Source organism: Micromonospora sp. CNZ286 (assembly GCF_014207755.1).
Genome location: NZ_JACHIZ010000001.1, coordinates 2,852,447 through 2,871,770, shown reverse-complemented (window position 1 = coordinate 2,871,770; position 19,324 = coordinate 2,852,447). Strand labels below are relative to the sequence as shown.

The following is a 19,324-nucleotide window of genomic DNA, read 5'->3' as shown; positions in this document are numbered from 1 at the left end:
GAATTGCTCGGAAACAGCTGCGCGAATTGTGCCGGACAGGTAATTCCCGTCCCCGGTTGCGCCCCACGCGCCCTCCGCCCGGTTCCCCACCCCCTCACCCACCGCCGGGCGCAGAGCGAGATCTTGGTACGAAACGGCCCCCATAGGGGCACTTTCGTACCAAGATCTCGACCGGTCCCACCCGTCGGAACAACGATCTCGCAAGGGCGGCGCTGGACGCCGCAGGCCGGCCGAGCCCGGCTCTCGTCCGCGCCACCCGCACCGCCGCCGCGCCGCCCGCACCACTGCCGCCGCGCCACCCGCACCACTGCCGCGCGATCTTGCAGTTTCGGCCCTGGAGAAGGGTGCGAATCGGGCACACCGCGGGCCGCAAGTGCAAGATCGCGAGCGGGCGGGCGGCGGGGACGGAAGCGGCCCCGGCTCTCAGTGGGGAGGGCCGGGGCCGGGAGGGCGGGGTCAGACGTTGGCGACCAAGAGGGCGGGCTGCTCGACGCAGTCGGCGACGTGGCGCAGGAAGCCGCCGGCCACGCCACCGTCGCAGACGCGGTGGTCGAAGGTGAGGCTGATCTGGGTCACCTTGCGGACGGCGAGCTGCCCGTCCACCACCCACGGCTTGTCCACGATCCGGCCGACGCCGAGCAGCGCCGCCTCCGGGTGGTTGATGATCGGCGTGGAGCCGTCCACGCCGAACACGCCGTAGTTGTTGAGCGTGAACGTCCCGCCGGTCAGCCGCGCCGGCGGCAGCGTGCCGGCCCGGGCCGCCGCAGTGGTCTCGGCGAGTGCGGCGGCCAACTCCCGGGTGGTGAGCCGCTGCGCGTCGCGCAGCACCGGCACGACCAGGCCCCGGTCGGTCTGCGCGGCGATGCCCAGGTGTACGCCCCCGGACTGGACGATCCGCTGGCCCTCGGTGTCGACGTGCGCGTTGAGCTGCGGGTACTTCCGCAGGCCGCTGAGGCAGATCCGGGCCAGCAGCGCCAGGATGCTCACCGGCGTGTCAGGGGTGGCCGCGTTGATCGCGGCGCGCGTCTCCAGCAGGCCGGTGGCGTCCACGTCGACCCAGATGGTCACCTCGGGGATCTCCCGCCGGCTGCGGGAGAGCTTGTCGGCGATCACCTTGCGGATGCCGGTGAGCGGGATGACAGTGTCGCCGTCGCCGGCCGGGGCGAGCCCGACGTGCGCGGCCGGGGCGTCCGGCACCGCTGCCAGCCGGGCCGCCGGAGCAGCGGGCGCGGCCACGGCGGCGTCCAGGTCGGCCCGGCGGATCACGCCGCCCGGCCCGGTTCCGCGCAGCGACGCCAGGTCGATGCCGTGCTCCTTCGCCAGCCGCCGCACGATCGGCGAGATGACGAGCGGCGCCGATTGCACGCCGGTCGGTTCCGGCGCAGCCGTGCGGTCCGCCGAGGCGGCCGTGCCGTTCGGAGCCGACACGCCAGCCGAAACCGAGCCCGCCGGACGCGATGAACCGGCCAGAACCGGGCCGGCCGGAACCGGAGAGCCCGCTGGAGCCTGTGAGCCCGCCGGAGCCGGAGAGCCGGCCGCCGGACCGGCCGCCGGGTCCGCCGTGACCGGCGTACCGGGCTCGGGGGCCAGCGCCAGCCGCGGACGGCGCCGCCGCCGACCCGTGCCGCCGTGGCCGGTGCCGTAGCCGATCAGGACGTTGCCGGAGCCGGCCCGCTCCTCCTCGCGGTAGGTGGCGTGCGGATCGGGGGCGTCGTCGAGCGGGGCGATGGTGATCAGCGGCTGGCCCACCGGGCGGACCTCACCGGCCGCGCCGTGCAGGGCCACGACCCGTCCGGCGTACGGGCACGGCACGTCGACCACGGCCTTGGCGGTCTCCACCTCGACCACCGTCTGGTCCACTGTGACCACGTCGCCGACTGCGACCCGCCACTCGACGATCTCCGCCTCGCTCAGCCCTTCCCCGAGGTCCGGCAGAAGGAAGTCCCGCGTACCCACAGCCGTGCTCATGCCGTGCCGGCCGGGCATGCCCTCACGGCCCTCGCTCCGCTCGGTGCGTTCGGTCATGCCGCCACCCACCTTGTGTCGGGCTGGTCGTCCCACTGGAGCCGGGCCACGGTGTCCAGCACCCGGTCGACCGAGGGCAGGTGGGTGTGCTCCAGCATCGGCGCCGGGTACGGGATGTCCAGGCCGGACACACGCAGCACCGGGGCGTGCAGGGCGTGGAAGCAACGCTCCTGCACCCGCGCGGCGATCTCCGCGCCGACACCGGCGAAGCCCTGCGCCTCCTGGATCACCACGCACCGGCCGGTACGGCGTACCGAGGCGGTGACGGTGGCGTCGTCGAACGGCACGATGCTGCGGACATCGACGACCTCCAGGTCCCAGCCCTCCTCGCGGGCGGCCTCGGCGGCGGCCAGTGCGACCGGCACCGCCGGGCCGTACGCGATCAGCGTGGCATCGGTGCCGGGGCGGCGCACCACGGCGGTGCCGATCGGCGCGGTACGGGCCGGCAGATCCGCCTCTGCGCTGGTGAAGTAGAGCTTCTTGGGCTCCAGGAACACCACCGGGTCGGGGTCGTCGATGGCGGCGCGCAGCAGCGAGTACGCGTCGTCCACCGTCGCGGGCGTGACCACCTTCAGGCCGGGGGTGTGCGCGTAGTACGCCTCGGACGAGTCGCAGTGGTGCTCCACGCCGCCGATGCCGCCGGCGTACGGCACCCGGATGACGATCGGCACGCTCAGCGCGCCGCGGGTGCGGTTGCGCAGCTTCGCCACGTGCGAGGCGATCTGCTCGAACGCCGGGTACGCGAACGCGTCGAACTGCATCTCGACGACCGGCCGCAGCCCGGACATGGCGAGGCCGACGGCGAACCCGACGATGCCGGCCTCGGCGAGCGGGGTGTCGAAGCAGCGCTTGTCGCCGAACCGGGCCTGAAGCCCGTCGGTGATCCGGAAGACGCCGCCGAGCTGGCCGACGTCCTCACCGAAGACGAGCACCCGGTCGTCGTCGAGCATCGCGTCGGCCAGCGCCGCGTTGAGCGCCTTCGCCATGGTCATGGTGGCCATCAGGCGTCCCCCTCCGCGTCGGCGGCCAGCTCGGCCCGGACCATCTCGCGCTGCTCGGCGAGTTGCGGCGTCGGCTCGGCGTACACGTGGTCGAACAGGCTCAGCGGGTCCACTGTCGGCTGGGAGTCCATCCGGCGGCGCAGCGCGGCGGCGTACTCCTCGGCCTCGTCGGCGATCGCCGCGACGGCGGCGTCGTCGAGGACACCCCTGGCCCGCAGGTACGCCTCGAGCCGGGCGATCGGGTCGCGGTCGCGCCACGCCTCGACCTCGTCGGCGTCGCGGTAGCGGGTCTGGTCGTCGGCGTTGGTGTGCGGTTCCATCCGGTACGTGTGGGCCTCGACCAGGTAGGGGCCCTTGCCGGCGCGGGCGTGCGCGACGGCGCGCTCCAGCACCGCCAGCACTGCCACCGGGTCGTTGCCGTCGACCTGCTCGCTGGGTACGCCGTAGCCGACGCCCTTGTAGGCGAGGCTCGGCGCGGCGGTCTGCCGGGACAGCGGCACGCTGATCGCGTACTTGTTGTTCTGCACCAGGTAGACGACGGGCGCCTTGAACACGGCGGCGAAGTTGATGCCCTCGTGGAAGTCGCCCTCGCTGGTAGCGCCGTCGCCGATGAACGCCAGCGCCACTGTGTCACGCCCCTGGTACGACTCGCCGTAGGCCAGCCCGGCGGCGTGTACGCACTGGGTGGCGAGCGGGGTGCACTGCGGCGCGGTGTGGGTGGCGGCGGGGTCGTACCCGCAGTGCCAGTCGCCGCGCAGCAGCGTGAGCACCTCGACCGGGTCGAGGCCGCGCGCGGTCAGTGCCATCGACTCGCGGTACGTGGGGAACACCCAGTCGGTGTCGCGCAGCGCGAGGACGCCGCCGATCTGGCACGCCTCCTGGCCGCGGGCCGACGGGTAGACGGCGAGGCGGCCCTGCTTGGTGAGCGCGGTGGCCTGCACGTCGAAGCGGCGGCCGACGACCATCCGCCGGTACATCTCGCGCAGCGTCTCGACCGGCGGCTCCGGGTAGTCGTCGCGGGCCGGCAGCGGAGTCCCGTCGGGTTCGAGCAGCCGGACCGGTTCCCGCTGCGGCATGAAGCCGGCCGACGGGTCGGGTGCGGCCGGGGTGGACTTCCGGCGGGTGCGCGGGGATGCCCTGCGGACCGCCTGGGGTGTGGTCGTCACGGCGGGGACCTCCTGGACGTGTGGTGGCCCTATGCTCCCGGTCGTGGATGATTGACTCAACATCCGGGATGAACGCGGGACGAATGGCACAGGAGGGCGGCTGAGGTGAGCCAGGAGACCGGCGCCACACCGGGCGCGGCGGGCGGAACGGGACGTTCGGCCGGGCCGCTCGACGAGGTGGATCGGCGGATCCTGCGCGAGCTGGTCCGCGACGCCCGGACGTCCATCCGTACGCTCGCCGAACGGGTGCACGTCTCCCGCACCAACGCGTACGCCCGGGTGGAGCGGCTGCTGCGCGACGGGGTGCTGACCGGGTTCACGGCGCGGGTCGCGCCGGAGCCGGCCGGGCTGGGCACGTCGGCGTACATCGCGCTCACCATCGAGCAGAACACCTGGCGGGAGGTCTCCGCCGAGCTGGCCCGGGTGCGCTACATCGAGCACGCGGCGTTGCTCAGCGGCGAGCACGACGTCCTCGCGCTGGTCCGGGCGCCGGACAACGCGACGTTGCGGGACGTGGTGCTGGACCGGGTGCAGAGCATCGCCGGGGTGCTGTCCACGCGTACCTGGCTGGTGTTCGAGGAGTTCGACGGCACGCAGAGCCCCTGGGACTGACCGCCTCAGCGTTCCGGCGGCGACTCCAGCCCTTCCGCGTCGGCCCGCTCCAACAGCGCTTCCAGCGAGTACCGCCGCCCGTCCAGCCCGGCGTGCGGGTCGCCAAGCTCGGCGAACCGCTCGGGCATGCTGAGCACGTCGAAGTCCTCCGGGCGGGCGTCGTCCAGCTCGGACCACTCCAGCGGTGCCGAGACCAGCGCCGCGGGCGTCGGCCGGATCGAGTACGCCGACGTCATGGTGTGGTCACGGGCCATCTGGTTGTAGTCGACGAAGACCGGCCGGTCCCGCTGGTCGCGCCACCAGGTGGTGGTGACCAGGTCGGGCAGGCGGCGCTGCATCTCCCGGCCCAGCGCCAGGACCGCTCGCCGGCACTCGCCGAAGCTCCAGCGCGGCTCGATCGAGACGTAGACGTGGATGCCGCGCCCGCCGGTGGTCTTCGGGAAGCCCTCCAGGCCCAGCTCGGTGAGGTACGCGCGCACCTCGTGCGCCACCGGCACCACCTGCGCGAAGCCCACGCCCGGCATCGGGTCGAGGTCGATGCGCAGCTGGTCGGGGTGTTCCACGTCGTCCTTCGACACCGGCCACGGGTGAAACCGCAGCGTGCCCAGGTTGGCCGCCCAGATCACCACCGCCAGCTCGCTCGGGGCGACCTCGTCGGCGGTACGCCCACTGGGGAACGTGATGTGCGCGGTGCGGACCCAGTCGGGCGCACCGGCCGGGAGCCGCTTCTGGTAGAACGCGTCGCCCTTGTTGGTCTGCCGGGTGGCGACCTTCGCGCCCTCGAACACGCCGCGCGGCCAGCGTTCCAGCATGGTCGGCCGGTCCCGCAGCGCGCGCAGGATGCCGTCGCCGACGGACAGGAAGTAGCTGATCACGTCCAGCTTGGTCAGCCCGCGCTCCGGGAAGTAGGGCTTGTCGGGGCTGGAGACGCGGACCAGCCGCTCCCCCACCTGGATCTCCTGCGCCGCCGTGGTCGCCACCGTCACACCGTAGCGATCCGGCCCGGCCGTGGGGACCGGCTCACCGGGACTCCGCCGTCACCGACAGCCGGATCCAGGCGTCCACCCAGGCCCGTACCGCCGGTTCGCCGGGGTCGGCGCCGAGCGTCCCGGCCAGGCCGGACAGGGCCGCGCCGCAGCGGTCCAGGCCGACTCCGCCGAGCGCGGCGGCCGTCGCGCGCAGCCGGTCGGGGAAGCCCACCGGCAGGTGCCGCAGGCCGGTGTGCGCGGCCTGGGCGAGCAGCGCCGACGCCGTACCGAGCGCCGCGGCGACCGGGTCGGGCCGGGCGTCGACCGCGCCGGTCAGCCGGCCGTCGCCCACCCCGGGTGCCAGATCGGGTACGACCACCGCGTCGGCGACCACCGCCAGCGGCTCGACGACGAGCCCGTCGGCGCCCCGGCGGACCGTTCCGCTGACGTAGCGCGGCGGCCCGTGTGTGCCGTCCAGCGCCGCCGCGAGCGCGTCGAGTGCACCAGGGGCGGCGGCGTGGTGGGTCGCGGTGACGGTCGCCGTGCCGCCGTCGGCCCCGGTCACCGTGGCGTCCAGGCGCTGCTCGCCGGCCGCGTACCCGATGGCGCGCACCTCGCCGAGCGCGAGCACCCGCACCGACTCGGCGGCGGTGCGGGGGCGCAGCAGCCGGGGTGGCCGCCCGGCCAGCTCGGCGGCGAGCGCGTCCGGGTCGCGGGCGAGCAGGCCGGGCGGCAGGCCGGACCACTCCCCCGCGCCGGGGGTGACCGTGGTGCGGGCCAGCCGGCCGGCGGCGATCCGGAGCCGGTGCGCGGCGCTGCGCACCGCCGACTCGGAGACCACGTTGCCGGTGGCGAGCGCGCCGAGCGTGGCGCCGGTGACGCGCCGCCCGGCCAGCTCGTGGCCGGTTGGCGGGCCGTCGTCGGTGACCGGGTAGGCGCGGCGCAGCACCAGCACCGAGACGGCCGCCGGGTGGGCGAGCACCACGTCCACGCCCACCTCGCCTCCACTGCACCGGACCCGGGCGCCGAGGCCGGTCAGCCGTACCCGCCGCAGCGGCGTCTCCGCCGGCTCGTGGGTGCCGAGCACACGCTCCACCGGGGTGGCGCCCGCGTTCACCACCGCGCGCCGCCGCGCGGGCAGCTCGGCGAGCAAGTCGGCGAACGTCTCCGGCCGGTACCGGGCGCCGCGCGCCGCGTACGCCTCCAGTTGCCCGGCCAGGTCCTCGACGGCGAGCAGCGGCCAGCGCAGACCGGCCGCGTCGAGGTCACGCCGGGTCGCCGCCAGGCGGGCGTCCACGCCGGAGCCCAGGTGCGCGGCCCCGGTCAGCAGCACGTCGGCGGCCAGCGCCACCGCCGCGTCCAGCGTCGGATGCTCCGTGACGGTGGCGGTTCGCCCGACGCGTACCTGCGCCTCCGGACGGTCCGGGTGTTCCCGGTCGGCCGCCCGGCACGCCCACACCGCGAGCGCGATCGCCTCGCCGCCGTCGTCGGCCGCGTCGCCGCGCGCGTACCCGATCTGGCGGGGCACCAGGAAGCGGACCGTGCCGGTGGGCAGCTCCACGCGCGGGACCGGGTCGGCGGCGTCCGGCCGGTGGACCACAGCGGCGTAGCCGCGCCGCAACCGCCGTCGCGCGGCGGTGAGCGCCGGCGCGCCGATCGCGGCGGCCAGTTCCTCGTCGGTGACGTCGCCCGGCGACCACCGCCACGGCTCGCTCCCGGCTGCGGCGCCCTCCCGGCCCGGCGCCGCGACCCGGCCCGGCCCGGCCGCATTGCCCGGCGCAGCCTCCTGGTCCCGCGGCGCGCCAGGGCCCGGAGCCTGCCCGCCTGGATCGGGGTGCCGGCCCGGCGCGGCATCCGTGTCCGGTGCGGCCTCCCCGTCCGGTGCGGCCTCCCCGTCCGGTGCGTCGGCGTGCGTGCGCTGGTAGGTCAGCACGACGGCGAGCAGGTGCCGGCACACGCCGGGCGCCGGGCAGGAGCAGATCCCCGCCGCCAGGCCGCCGCCCACGGGCAGCGTCACAGTCACCCCGTCCGGGTACGCGGCACGCACCGCGCCGTCGGCGTCCTCGGCGAGCGCGGGCCGCTCACCGGCGTCGACCTCCTTCGTGGCGCGCTTCACCAGGCCCCTGTTGCTCAGCGCGGCCAGCACGTCCGGGGTGAGCGCGATCAGGTCGTCACGGATCATCCGGTCCCCCTACCGGCCCACGTGCTCGGCCACGAACGCGGCCAGCTCGCCCGGCGTCATCGCGCCGACCGCCGCGCCCACGTCGGCCAGCCGCTGGGCGGTGGCCCGGTCGTACGCCGGGTCGGCCTCCTCGTCCAGCGCGGCGAGCGCGAGCACGTGCGTGCCCTGCTCCACGAGTTGCTTCACCGACCGGACCAGACGTCCGGCGTCGCCGCCCTCGTAGAAGTCGGACACCAGCGCGACGATCGACCGGCGCGGGTTCTCCACGAGCTGCGCGCCGTACGCGACCGCGCGGGCGATGTCGGTACCGCCGCCGAGCTGCACCTTCATCAGCAGCTCCACCGGGTCGTCCACGTCGGAGGTCAGGTCGACCACGTCGGTGTCGAACGCGACCAGGTGGGTCCGCACGCCGGGCAGCCCCCACAGGCAGGCGGCGGTCACCGCCGCGTGGATCACCGAGCCGAGCATCGAGCCGGACTGGTCCACCAGCAGAATCACCTGCCAGCGGTCCAGGTGGCGGCGGGTACGGGAGAAGAAGTGCGGCTGCCGGACGTGCAGCCGGCGCTCGTCCGGCCGCCAGTGCGCCAGGTTCGCCCGGATGGTGCGGCGTACGTCGAAGTTGCGGGCCTGCCGGAACCGGCTGGGGCGGCGCGCCCGGGGCCCGGAGAACGACTGCCGCACCTCCCCTGCCAGCCGCTCGACCAGTTGCCGCACCACCGCCTCGACCAGCTTGCGGGCCAGCCGCAGCACCTGCGGGTCCATCAGGTGCTTGGTGCGCAGCACCGCGCGCAGCAGCGCCGGGTTCGGCTCGACCCGGGCCAGCACCGCAGGGTCGGTGACGACCTCGTGGATGCCGTACCGCTCGACCGCGTCGCGTTCCAGCCGCTGCACCGTCTCCTTCGGGAACAGCCGGGTGATCCCGTCCAGCCAGTCCACAGTGGTCAGCGCGGACGGGCCGGACCCGCCGCGCCGCACGTCGCGGCGGCCGAGTTCCGCGTCCCTGCCGTAGAGCCAGTCCAGCGCGGCGTCCCGGCCGGCGGCCTCGGCAGACAGGCCGCCCAGGCTGTCCTGCGCGGCGTCGCCGAGTACCAGCCGCCAGCGTTCCCGCATCGGGTCGGTCACGTCCGGTCCCCCTCCCACAGCCCTTCCCGGGCCAGCACCGCGTCGACCCGCTCCTCCACCGCGCGGGCGGCGGCCACCAGCAGCGGGTCGGCGTCCAGCCGCAGCAGGTCACCGGGCGGCGCGTCGCCGCCGTGCAGCGCCTGCACGTGCCGGGCCACCTCCGCCCGCTCGCGGGGCGGGAACCAGCCGAACGCCTGCCGCAGCGCGGGCAGCGCCACCAGGAAGTCGTGCGCGCCCATCGCGGCGAGCAGTTCGTCCACCACTGTGAGCAGCGCCGCGTCGCCGCTGACCACCTCCTCCCGGGCCAGCGCGAACAGCCCGGACAGCCAGTCGCCGAGCGTGTCCGGTGCGGCCACGGCCCGGACCGCGCGGGCCGCGTCCGGCACGTCCCCCAGCGACCAGGCCAGACCCAGCGCCGCGCCGCGCAGGTCCGGCGGGGCCGCCGGGTCGGCCGCCACCCGCCCGGCCACTGCCAGCGCACCGTCCCGGTCGAGCCCCAGCGCCGGGCCGGCGTGGCGAACCGCGTCCCGGACCGCGACGAGCGCGGTGAGCCGGCCCGGGTCGGCCGCCGCGGCCGTGGCGCGCACGCCCTCGACGAGCCAGAGCGCCCGGCGTACGGCGGCGGTGATCAGCGCGCCCAGCGGGGCGGTCCCGGCGCTGCCGAGGAGACGATCGTGCCGCCACAGCGCCAGCGCCACTGCGAGCGCCCGGCCCAGCGCCCGCAGGTCGGTGACCGCGCCGGTGGCACGGGCGATCGCGGTGAGCGTCCGGGTGGAGTGCTCGGGCAGCCCGGCCAGCGCGGTGTCGAACAGCGTCATGGCGAGCGCGTCGACGTCCGCGCCGAGCAGCGTCACCCGCTCCTCGATCCGGGCGGTGACGGCGTCCAGCACGGTCGGCCCGTACCCGCCCGCCTCGATCACCCGGGCGAGCCGGTCCGCCGACGGCGCGGGCGACCAGCGTTCGGTGAGCAGCGCGTCCGCGCCCACCCGGGGGCCGCGTTCGCGGACGTGACCGGGTACGTCGAGCAGCCGCAGCCGGTGCAGCAGGCGGCTGCGGGCCAGGTCGCCGGCGACTGTCAGGTCCAGCTCGGCCGCCTCGTGCGGATCGATCCGGTGGCGTTCCAGCTCGGCGTCGACGTCGTGCACGAGCGGCGGCAGCGGCGTGTCCGGGTGCAGGCGGCCCACCAGGTCGCCGCTGAGCGCGGCCACCATCTCCACCACCACCGGGTGGGCACCTGGTGCCAGCGTGCCCCGGGTCGCCCACGGCAGCGGCTGGTCGAGCGCGTCGGTGACCAGTGCGGACACCAGCCCGTCGAGCACGTCGACCCGGCCCGGGTGGGCGTGCCCGCGCAGCCGGGCCAGGCCGCCGGCCATGCTCCGGGCGGCGATCAGGTCGGCGGTGGAGACGGGCTGCCGCCGGGTACGCAGCCGGGCCGCCACCGCCTCGGTGAGCGCCTCCGCGGCCCGGCGCGGGCCGTCCTCCCAGACCCGCTGGTAGTACGCCGGTGACGGCATCCCGGACTGGTAGCCGACGAACGCGTCCAGGCGCCGGAACGAGTACGGCACGAGGTAGCTGCCCGCCACCGCGTCCGGAGCCGGGGCGGGCACCTCCGGCCAGTCGTCCTCCTCCGGGCCCGTGCCGTCCGGGCCCGTGCCGTAAGGGCCGGTGCCGTGCCGATCGGCGCCGTCCGGGCCGACGGTCAGCCGGACCAGGGCGGGACGGTGGAAGCCGCCGGTCACCACCAGCACCGGGCGGCCGGCGGCCCGGCGGCGGGCGGCGCGTACCCAGCGGGCCATGTACGCCTCCCGGGCGGTGTCGTCAGCCCCGGCCGCCGACTCGCCCCGCAGCACGTCGAAGTACGTGTCCAGCCGCTCGGCCAGCCCGTCGTCCGGGCCGATCTCGAACAGGTGGTCCCAGAGCGCGTCCACGTTGTCCACGGCGAGCGTGGCGCACAGCCGGCGCACCGCCTCGGCGTACCGCTGGTCGGCGTCGGCGTACCGGTTGGCGCGGTCGGACAGCGCGGGATGCCACGCAGGCAGGTCGATGAAGCGCAGCTGCGCGCCCACCTCCCGCCCGGCGGTCAGCGCCACCCACTCCGGCGAGTACGCGCAGAACGGGCTCCAGGAGGCGTGCCGCCGGGTGCCGTCGCGGTGCGCGGTGAACACGGCGATCGGCAGCTCGTGGTCTCCCAGCAGCTCGTCCATCCGCCCGTTCAGGTCAGCCGGCCCCTCCACCAGCACGTACGCCGGGCGCAGCCGCGCCACCGTGGCCGCGACCAGCCGGGCGCAGGCCGGGCTGTGGTGCCGGACGCCGAGGAACGTGACGCCGCCGGGCGCCTCGACGGCGCTCACCCGGGCAGCAGGTGCCGGGCGTCGTGCACCGCCCGCCACTGCGCGCCGGAGCGGCGGGACACCTGCTGCTCCAGGTAGCGCCGCAGCCGGGCCAGGTCCTCCGCGTCGTCCTTCGCGGCGGTGCCGGCCAGGCAGGCGACCAGGTCGGCGGCGTCGCCGGACTCGCCGCGCAGGAACCAGCCGCGCAGCCCGACCGCGTGCGCCACCGACACCGCCTCCGCGGTGCTCATCACCGCCGACAGCCGCTCCATCGCGTCGCCGCGTTCGGTGATGCCGGTCCGCAGCTCCCGGAACGTGGTGACCAGCACCTCCAGCAGGTCCCGCCGGGGCGGCGCGGTCACGCCGGAGCGGCGCAGCAACTCGCCCGCCTCCGCCTCGACCAGTTCCAGCTCGGTGCCGAGGTCGGGGATCGGGAAGACGGTCTCGAAGTTGAACCGCCGCTTCAGGGCGGCGCTCATCTCGTTGACGCCCCGGTCCCGGGTGTTCGCGGTGGCGATCACGTTGAAGCCCTCGCGGGCGAACACCATGGCGTCGGTGCCCGGCAGCTCCGGAACGGCGAGCACCCGGTCCGACAGCGGGGAGAGCAGACAGTCCTGCACCTCCAGCGGGCAGCGGGTGATCTCCTCGAAGCGGACCACCCGCCCCTCGGCCATGCCGCGCAGCAGCGGCGCCGGCACCAGCGCGCGCGGCGACGGGCCGTCGGCGACCAGCAGCGCGTAGTTCCACGAGTAGCGGATCTGGTCCTCGGTGGTGGCCGCGCCGCCCTGGATGGTCAGCGTGGAGTCGCCGCTGACAGCGGCGGCGAGCAGCTCCGACAGCAGCGACTTGGCGGTGCCGGGTTCGCCGACGAGCATCAGGCCGCGGCTGGTCGCCAGCGCCACAAGCGCCCGGTCGATGAGCGACGGGTCACCGACGAACTTGCGCCGGACCCCGGCCGCCGGGTCGCCGAGGATGAACCGGCGGGCGGCGCGCAGGCTCAGCCGCCAGCCCGGCGGGCGCGGGTCGCTGTCGTCGGCGGCCAGCGCGGCCAGCTCGCCGGCGTACCGCACCTCGGCCGGGGGACGCTGGGCCCGCTCGGCGGCCGGATCGAGCGCGGTCACCGGGTCACCTCCGCCAGGTCGCGCAGCACCTCGGAGAGGGTGACGTCGTCGAGGTCGCCGAGGCGGACCTTGCCGCCGCGCCGGAACCAGTCGCCGCGCGGCACGTCGTTCACCCAGATCGCCTCGATCTTCTGGTCCGGGAACATGTCCACCACCCCGACCGCGATGCCGGGGTCGAGGTCGATCACCACGGCCCGGCCGCCGGGGGCCTCGCGCTCCAGCCAGCTCTGGATGCCGGCGTCCTGCGGCATGCCGCGCCGCCAGCCCCGCCGTTCCAGGCTGAGCAGCCGCCCGGCCGGGACCGTGACACCCGCGTGCCGCCGCAGCAGCGTCTCCGCGCGCTCGGCCGCGTCCAGCCGGTACACCTCGCGGCCGAGCTGCGGGAACGGCTGGAGGATCTCGTAGTCGGCGAACACCTCCGCCCAGGCCGGCACCGCCGCGCCGAGGCTCAGCGGGTGCGCGATGGTGACAGTGGCGTCGTCCGGCAGCGTGTACGTCTCGTCGTCGACGTCGGCGAGCGTGCGGTCCTCGGCGACCCGGAACGCGGTGACCACATGACCGGCGTCGTCCACAGTGGCCCAGACCAGCCGGCGGACGACGTGCCAGAGCAGCGGGTGGGACAGGAAGTAGCGGCGGAAGTCGGCGGCCGGCCAGCGCCGCCCGGTCACCATGGCCGCCTCGAAGCGGCGGATCTGGTCGGCGGCGAGCGTGCGCACGTCCTTCTTCAGGCCGGCGAAGCGCTTGTGCGCGGCGGGCGCCGCCGTGGCGTCGTCCCGGGCGCCGGGCTTGGGCAGGTCCTTGCGGCGGGCGCCGGAGCCGTCCACCACGTACGGCTTGAGCTGCTCGTCGAAGCCGACTGTGAACCGGCGCGGCCCGTAGTCGAGGACGAGGCTGCCGTCGGCGTCCAGCCCGAGGTCGGGCACCAGGCGGTCGCCGAGCTGCTCGGGCGTCAGGCCCAGCCCGTCGGCGACCTCGGTCACCTTGCGCGCCGCCTGGTCCCGCAGGCCCCGGAACTTCACCTTCTGCGAGATGCCGTAGAGGTGCATCAGCGCCACGTCGGTGCCGATCTGCGCCAGCACCTCCAGGCCGGTCACCGCCCGGGTGTGCTGGCTCTCGCCCGGCCAGGCCCGCACCAGCGGCGCGAGCCGCCGCGCGGTCGAGTCGTCGCCGAGCAGCCCCAGCGCGGTGAACGCCCAGCCGTCCTTCGAGGGCGCACCGGCGCTCTGCCAGCTCTCGAACAGCGCCCAGGCGAACTCCGCCAGGGAGTCGGTGTCGCACGCCGCGCGGACGACCTCCACCCCCGGGTACGGCTCGCCGGGCGGGGAGATGGCGAGCATCGTGCAGAGGTGACGGACCGCGTCGGCAGGCAGCGCGGCGGAGCGGTCCCGCAGCAGCACCTGCGGCAGCACCGCCGGGTCCAGCCACGCCGGCAGGCTCGGCATCCGGGCCGGGAGCTGGGCCAGCGGGTCCGCGTCGAGCATCGCCGTCGCGGCGGCGAGCGCCTCCTCGCCGTGCTCCCGGGCCACACCGAGGAGCACACCACGGTGCTCCGCGGCGACCAGCCGCAACGCCCGCTCGGCGGCCCGGCGACGCGGGCCGGGCGCGCCCAGGGCCGCCGGCAGCAGCGCCCGCACGGCGTACTCCGGGTGCCGCCGCAGCCAGGCGCGGGCGACCGGGCGGCCCGTCTTGAGCCGGTCGAGCCAGTCGGCCATCAGGTCGGCGACCTCACCGTCGGTGTACGGCAGCAGCACCTCGCCGACGCTCTTCGGCGCGGTGCGGGCCAGGTGCAGGGCGGCGGGCAGCGCGTCCAGCTCGTACCGGCCGGCGAGGCGGGACATCCACTCGTCGGCTCCCCAGGACTCGTCGGGCCGCCAGGACGGCAGCAGCGGCCGGGCCAGCTCCTCGGTGGCCCGGACGAAGAAGTGGATCGCCTCGTACGATCCGGCCCGCCCGGCGGCGACCTCGGCGGCCAACACGCTCAGGTCGTCGCCCCGCCACCAGCCGGACCAGCCGGGCACGATCGCGGCCCACCGCCCCCGCTCCCCCGGCAGCCAGGCCGTCGCGGACCCGGTGGGCCGGTTCAGCCCGCCCACCACCGGCGGGTCGGCTCGTGGGCGCCGGACCGTCCAGGGCGGCGTCACCAGCACCGGCGGCAGCCGGTCCGGCGCGGCGACCGGCAGCGCGGACGCGTCGTCGCGGATCCGCTCGACCCGTTCCCGCCGCGCCGGATCAAGCATCGGCAGCGCCTCCTCGACGGCGGCCGGGTTGGCCAGCACGTGCGCGCGCAACAGGGTGGCGGCCTCCCGCGCGGCCGGGCTGCGCCCCTCGGCGGCCGCGGACACCAGGCGCACGCCGCGCACCGGGAAGCGGCGCAGCATCTCCGTCATGGCGGGCGGGACGTACTTACGGTCCAGCCGGTCGAGCAGCGCCGCCATCGGCTCGTCACCGGGCAGGGCGGCCAGCAGCGACACCAGCCGCTGCCGCGCGTCCGCGCCGACGTGTTCGTCGTCGAACCACCCGGCCAGCACCGGCGCGATCGGCGGCCCGACCGCCGCGGTGGCGGTGACGATCGGCGCCTGGTCGTACATCAGCCGGTAGACCTGCAGGTGCCCGGCGAGGTTGTGGATCGCGTCCACGTCGTCGACTGCGCCGAGCAGCAGTTCCGCGAGCAGCGGACCCCCCTCGCGCGCCACGTCGGCGACGTCCTGGGCCACCCACTCCCGCTCGGTCGGCAGCAGGAACGAGGTGACCGCCCGCGCCGCCAGCGGCCCGGACCGGTACGGGACCAGCGCGGCGCGGGCCGCTGCGTAGTCGGCCTCGCGGGCCGCCGCGAGATGCGCGCGGACCCGGCGTAGCACCCCCTGACGCAGGCGCCAGTGGCCGTAGTTGTGCGCCTTGTTCACCTCGGCGCGGCCCAGCGAAAGCGGAGACGCCGACCCGGTGGCCGCCACGGTGATCTGCTCGGTCGCGGCGACCGCCGCTCCGGCCGGGCCGAGATCGGCGGCCAGCAGGTCGGCGAGGGCCACCCCCTGCTGGTCGCGTGCGTGATAGCCGAGCGCCACGGCCACTGCCGCCACCAGCGCGGCCCCGCCCAGCGGACCGGGCCGGCCGTCGAGGTAGCCGCGCAGCGCCGGACCCAGCTCCGGATCGTCGGTGGCCCGTGCGGTGGCGGCGACCGGTGCGGCCACCGAGTCCAGCACCTTGCGGCCGGCGGCGCGGCCCTTCGCGGCGCTCGGCAGGCCCGGGCCGGGTGTGCCGCCCCGGCGCGGGACCAGCATCCGCCGCCAGGCGGCCGGAACCTGGAACGCGTCCTCGTCCGGCAGCTCGCCGGCTTGCGATGTGGCCGACGGCGCCCCGGCCGGGACGCTACCGGCCGAACCGGCGGCGGCCGGATCGGCACCGGCCGTTTCCGGGTCGCGGCTCGGCGCAGCCGGCTCGACGGCGGGCGTTCCGGTGTGCCCGGCGGAGGACGCGGCGGTCGTCTCGGCGTACCCCTTGCGCAGTTTCTCCGCGATCAGCCGGTCGGCGTGCGCGGCGGCCTCGGCCGGCGCACCCAGTTCCTTGACCTGGGTGCGGCCCTGCGCGCCGATCGATCCATAGCGGACCGTCACCGTCGCGTCGCTCTGCCCGACCTCCCAGAACTTGGCCGAACCGCCGCCCACGAACTCGAATCTGCGCACACCGTCTCCTTGATCGCCCGCAGTGTGCGGGGACCATAACCGGCCCCACCGACACCCGCGACGCCGCCGGGCGCGCTACTCGCTCCGCAGTGCCGTCGCGGTCCGGGTCCGGGCCGCCCACCCGGCCGGCAGCAGCGCTCCGAGCAGTGCCGTCAGCGGCCCGCCCAGCGCCAGCGCCGCCAGAAGGACCGGCCCGTACACGTCGAGCAGACTCTCCGGCAGGTGCAGTCCGCCGTTGGCGGCCATCGCCGGGACGACGAGCCGTTGCATCGCCACACCCGCCGGTACGCCGAGCAGCCCGCCGACCAGACCGACGGCGGCGACCGAGGCGACCACCATCGCGATCGTCTGGCCCGGCGTCATGCCGAGCGCCTTGTACACACCGAGATCGTGGACCCGGTCGCGCAGGTCGAGGACGAGCATGTTGAGCACGCCCAGCGCGGCCACCGCGAGGAGCAGCAGGGTCAGCGTGGCGGTCAGCCCCTCCACGACCAGCAGGAGCGGGTCGGTCTCCGCGCCGCTCGGCCGCGCGGTGAGGCCCCGGCCGGCGAGTGCGCCGGTCAGCGCCTGTGCATAGGCGCCGGCGTCGGTGTCCGGGGCGAGCGCGATCCGGTACTCGGACGGGTTCCGGCCGGTGGGCGTGGCGGTACCGGTGAACACCGCCATGGCGGACTCGAACACCTCGCCGACGACGCGCAGGCGTACCGGCGTGCCCTCGATCCGGACCGTGACGGTGTCGCCGATCCGGGCTCCGGTCGCGGTCAGCAGGGGTCCGCCGACGACGGCATCGCCGGGTGCGGTGAACCAGCGTCCGGACACCATCTCGAAGCCGTCCCACGCCGCGTCGCCGGTGATCGTCGTGACGGAGACCGGGTCGGCGACGCCCGCGACGGCGCCCGGTGCCTGCGTGAGGCCGTACCTGGCGCGGGTGCCCGGCTGGGCGTCGATCGCCGCCAGCACCGCGGCCGGATCGGCGGTGGGAGCGGCGGCCGGTCCGGCGTCCGGGTCGCCGTTCACAGTGACGTCAGCGACGTCCTGGGTGAGCGCGGTCTGGATGCGCAGCAGCGACGCGGCGAGCCCGGTCGCGAACGTCACCGCCGCCGCGCCCGTCGCGACCGCCAGCAGGATCGCGACAGTGCGCGCCGGCCGCGCGAACGGGCGGGCCAGGCCGAGGCCCACCGGCCTGGCCACCGGCAGCCGCGCGGCCAGGCGCAACGCCCACCGGCCCCGCGCCGGACCGGACGCCCGTCCGACCGCGATGGCGTCCACGGTACGGAGCCGGCCCGCCCTCAGCGCGGCCGTCCACGCGGTCAGCGTCACCACCGCCAGCACCCCGCCGGTGGCCAGCATCGTCACCCACCAGGCGATGGTGGTGTTCGCCGAGCCGTAGACCTGCTCGGTCTCGGCCAGCACCGGCAGCGCGATCAGGTTCCCGGTGACCGTTCCGGCGACGGCACCCACGGCGGCCGGGAGCAGCGTCTGCGCGACGAAGGCGCGGACGATGCCCGCGGGGGTGCAGCCGAGCGCCTTGAGGATGCCGATCCGGCGGGTGGCGGCGCCGACCGTCCCGGCGACCACAGTGCCGACCACCAGCAGCGCCATCACGATGCCGAGCAGCGCGAACGCGACGAGGAACGGCACGAAGACGGCCGCGTCCTCGACGGCCTGCTGCCGCACGTCGAGCCAGGATCGGGCGCCGGTGACCGCGCCGGGGGGCAGCGCCGCGACCACGGCGTCCCGTCCGGCGCCGACCTCCGTCGCGGTGCGGGCGTCCGCGAACCGGTAGAGCATCTGGTACCCGTCGGCCGTGTCCGGCCCGTCGAGCCGGCCGACGGCGGACGGCAGCACCCAGGCGCCGACGGTGTCGCTGATCGACCGGGCCGTACCGACCACCGTGAACTCGCCGCCGCCCGGTGTGGTCAGGCGGGATCCGGGCGGCAGGCGGACCGCTCCGCCGCTCAGCACGATCTCGTCCGGACCGGTCGGCCACCGCCCGCCGGCCAGCTCGATGCGGTCGACGGGGCCGCCCGGATCGCTGCGCGCGACGACTGTCAGCGGCGGTGTCCGCATCCCGCCGCGCTCCGTGAAGGCGACCACCAGCACCCGGTACGGACCGGCGGCGGCCACCACGCCCGGCGCCGAGGCCGACGCGGCGAGCTGTGGTTCCGTCACCGCACTGGAGTCCGCCCGCACGGTCAGGTGTGCTCCCCGCTGGGCGGCGAACGCGTCGTCGAAGGGCGCCTGCGACGCGACGAGCAGCCCGGCTCCGAGCACCGTGGCGGTCACGGCGGCGGCGGTGACCAGGCCGACGACGACTGTCTGCACCCGGCGGCGCCGTACGCCGGACCGGACGACCCGGCGCAGCCCGCTCACCGTCGCACCTCGATCCGGCCGTCGCGCAGGCGGATCGTGCGGCCGGCGGACGCCTCGGCCAGCCGCAGGTCGTGGGTGACGAGCACGATGGTCTGGCCGCTGCGGTGCAGCTCGTCGAGCAGGCGCCGGACGTCCTCCCCGGAGGCGGTGTCCAGCGCGCCGGTCGGCTCGTCGGCCAGCAGGAGCGCGGGCCGGTTGATCAGGGCGCGGGCGACGGCGACGCGCTGCCGCTCACCGCCGGAGAGGCGTCCCGGGTACGCGTGCGCGTGCCGGGCGATGCCGAGCGAGTCCAGCAGGGAGGTCGCGTGTTCGCGCGCCGCGCGGGCCGGTGCGCCGGCCAGCTGGGCGGGCAGCAGGACGTTGTCCAGCACTGTGAGGTCGTCGAGCAGGTTGAAGAACTGGAAGACCAGGCCCACGTGTGCGCGCCGGAACCGGGCCGACGCGGCCTCGCCCAGCTTCTCCAGCCGGGTGCCCGCGACGGTCACCGTGCCGGCGTCCGGCCGGTCCAGCGCGGCGAGCAGGTTGAGCAGTGTGGACTTCCCGCTGCCGGACGGGCCGAGCACCGCCACGCACTCGCCGGGCCGGACGGTCAGCGACACGTCGTGCAGCGCGGGCGGCCCCTCGCCGTAGCGGCGGGTCACCCCGCGTACGTCGATCACCGGATCGGTCATGTGTCGCCCCTCGGGTCAGGCCTGTCGACTGGACGCCGTGACGTTAGGGGCGGATCCGAGGCCTGGGCATCGG

General features: G+C 75.9%; 12 protein-coding genes. 1 reads left to right on the top strand and 11 read right to left on the bottom strand.

The features are described 5' to 3' along the window. Positions 1-456: 456 nt before the first annotated feature. The 3 genes from FHX31_RS12870 to pdhA are packed head-to-tail and all read right to left on the bottom strand — an operon-like array spanning position 457 to position 4,225. Positions 457-1,968: a dihydrolipoamide acetyltransferase family protein gene (locus FHX31_RS12870; protein ID WP_184977779.1), complete on the bottom strand. Its 1,512-nt coding sequence runs from the start codon at positions 1,966-1,968 to the stop codon at positions 457-459. 53 nt (positions 1,969-2,021) lie between these two features. Then, positions 2,022-3,026: an alpha-ketoacid dehydrogenase subunit beta gene (locus FHX31_RS12865; RefSeq protein WP_013476595.1), complete on the bottom strand. Its 1,005-nt coding sequence runs from the start codon at positions 3,024-3,026 to the stop codon at positions 2,022-2,024. After that, complete coding sequence (gene pdhA, locus FHX31_RS12860) at positions 3,026-4,225, bottom strand: pyruvate dehydrogenase (acetyl-transferring) E1 component subunit alpha (protein WP_184977778.1); 1,200 nt, start codon at positions 4,223-4,225, stop codon at positions 3,026-3,028. Before pdhA ends, FHX31_RS12865 begins: the two co-directional genes overlap by 1 nt. A 72-nt stretch (positions 4,226-4,297) precedes the next feature. Here pdhA and FHX31_RS12855 point away from each other — a divergent pair, with 72 nt between their 5' ends. After that, the gene (locus tag FHX31_RS12855; RefSeq protein ID WP_013286599.1) at positions 4,298-4,804 is read left to right on the top strand and encodes an Lrp/AsnC family transcriptional regulator; all 507 of its coding nucleotides are present in this window, start codon (positions 4,298-4,300) and stop codon (positions 4,802-4,804) included. 5 nt (positions 4,805-4,809) lie between these two features. Here FHX31_RS12855 and FHX31_RS12850 read toward each other — a convergent pair whose 3' ends face one another. The 8 genes from FHX31_RS12850 to FHX31_RS12815 form a co-directional block, all read right to left on the bottom strand. Continuing rightward, positions 4,810-5,790, bottom strand: a complete 981-nt coding sequence (locus FHX31_RS12850) for a DNA polymerase domain-containing protein (protein WP_013476593.1) — start codon at positions 5,788-5,790, stop codon at positions 4,810-4,812. Between the two features lie 34 nt (positions 5,791-5,824). Beyond that, the gene (locus FHX31_RS12845; protein WP_184976265.1) at positions 5,825-7,954 is read right to left on the bottom strand and encodes a hypothetical protein; all 2,130 of its coding nucleotides are present in this window, start codon (positions 7,952-7,954) and stop codon (positions 5,825-5,827) included. A 9-nt stretch (positions 7,955-7,963) separates the two neighbouring features. After that, positions 7,964-9,076, bottom strand: coding sequence for a VWA domain-containing protein (locus tag FHX31_RS12840; protein WP_013286602.1), 1,113 nt, complete (start codon positions 9,074-9,076; stop codon positions 7,964-7,966). Continuing rightward, positions 9,073-11,427, bottom strand: coding sequence for a DUF5682 family protein (locus FHX31_RS12835; RefSeq protein ID WP_013476591.1), 2,355 nt, complete (start codon positions 11,425-11,427; stop codon positions 9,073-9,075). The genes FHX31_RS12840 and FHX31_RS12835 overlap by 4 nt, the downstream gene beginning before the upstream one ends. Then, complete coding sequence (locus FHX31_RS12830) at positions 11,424-12,527, bottom strand: ATP-binding protein (RefSeq protein WP_013476590.1); 1,104 nt, start codon at positions 12,525-12,527, stop codon at positions 11,424-11,426. Before FHX31_RS12830 ends, FHX31_RS12835 begins: the two co-directional genes overlap by 4 nt. After that, a complete protein-coding gene (locus FHX31_RS12825; protein WP_091327407.1) occupies positions 12,524-16,207 on the bottom strand; it encodes a DUF4132 domain-containing protein in 3,684 nt (1,227 codons plus the stop codon). Before FHX31_RS12825 ends, FHX31_RS12830 begins: the two co-directional genes overlap by 4 nt. A 75-nt stretch (positions 16,208-16,282) precedes the next feature. Continuing rightward, entirely contained in the window at positions 16,283-18,580 is a 2,298-nt protein-coding gene (locus FHX31_RS12820) for an ABC transporter permease (RefSeq protein WP_013476588.1), read from the bottom strand. Beyond that, positions 18,577-19,251: an ABC transporter ATP-binding protein gene (locus tag FHX31_RS12815; protein WP_013476587.1), complete on the bottom strand. Its 675-nt coding sequence runs from the start codon at positions 19,249-19,251 to the stop codon at positions 18,577-18,579. Before FHX31_RS12815 ends, FHX31_RS12820 begins: the two co-directional genes overlap by 4 nt. Positions 19,252-19,324: the final 73 nt, after the last annotated feature.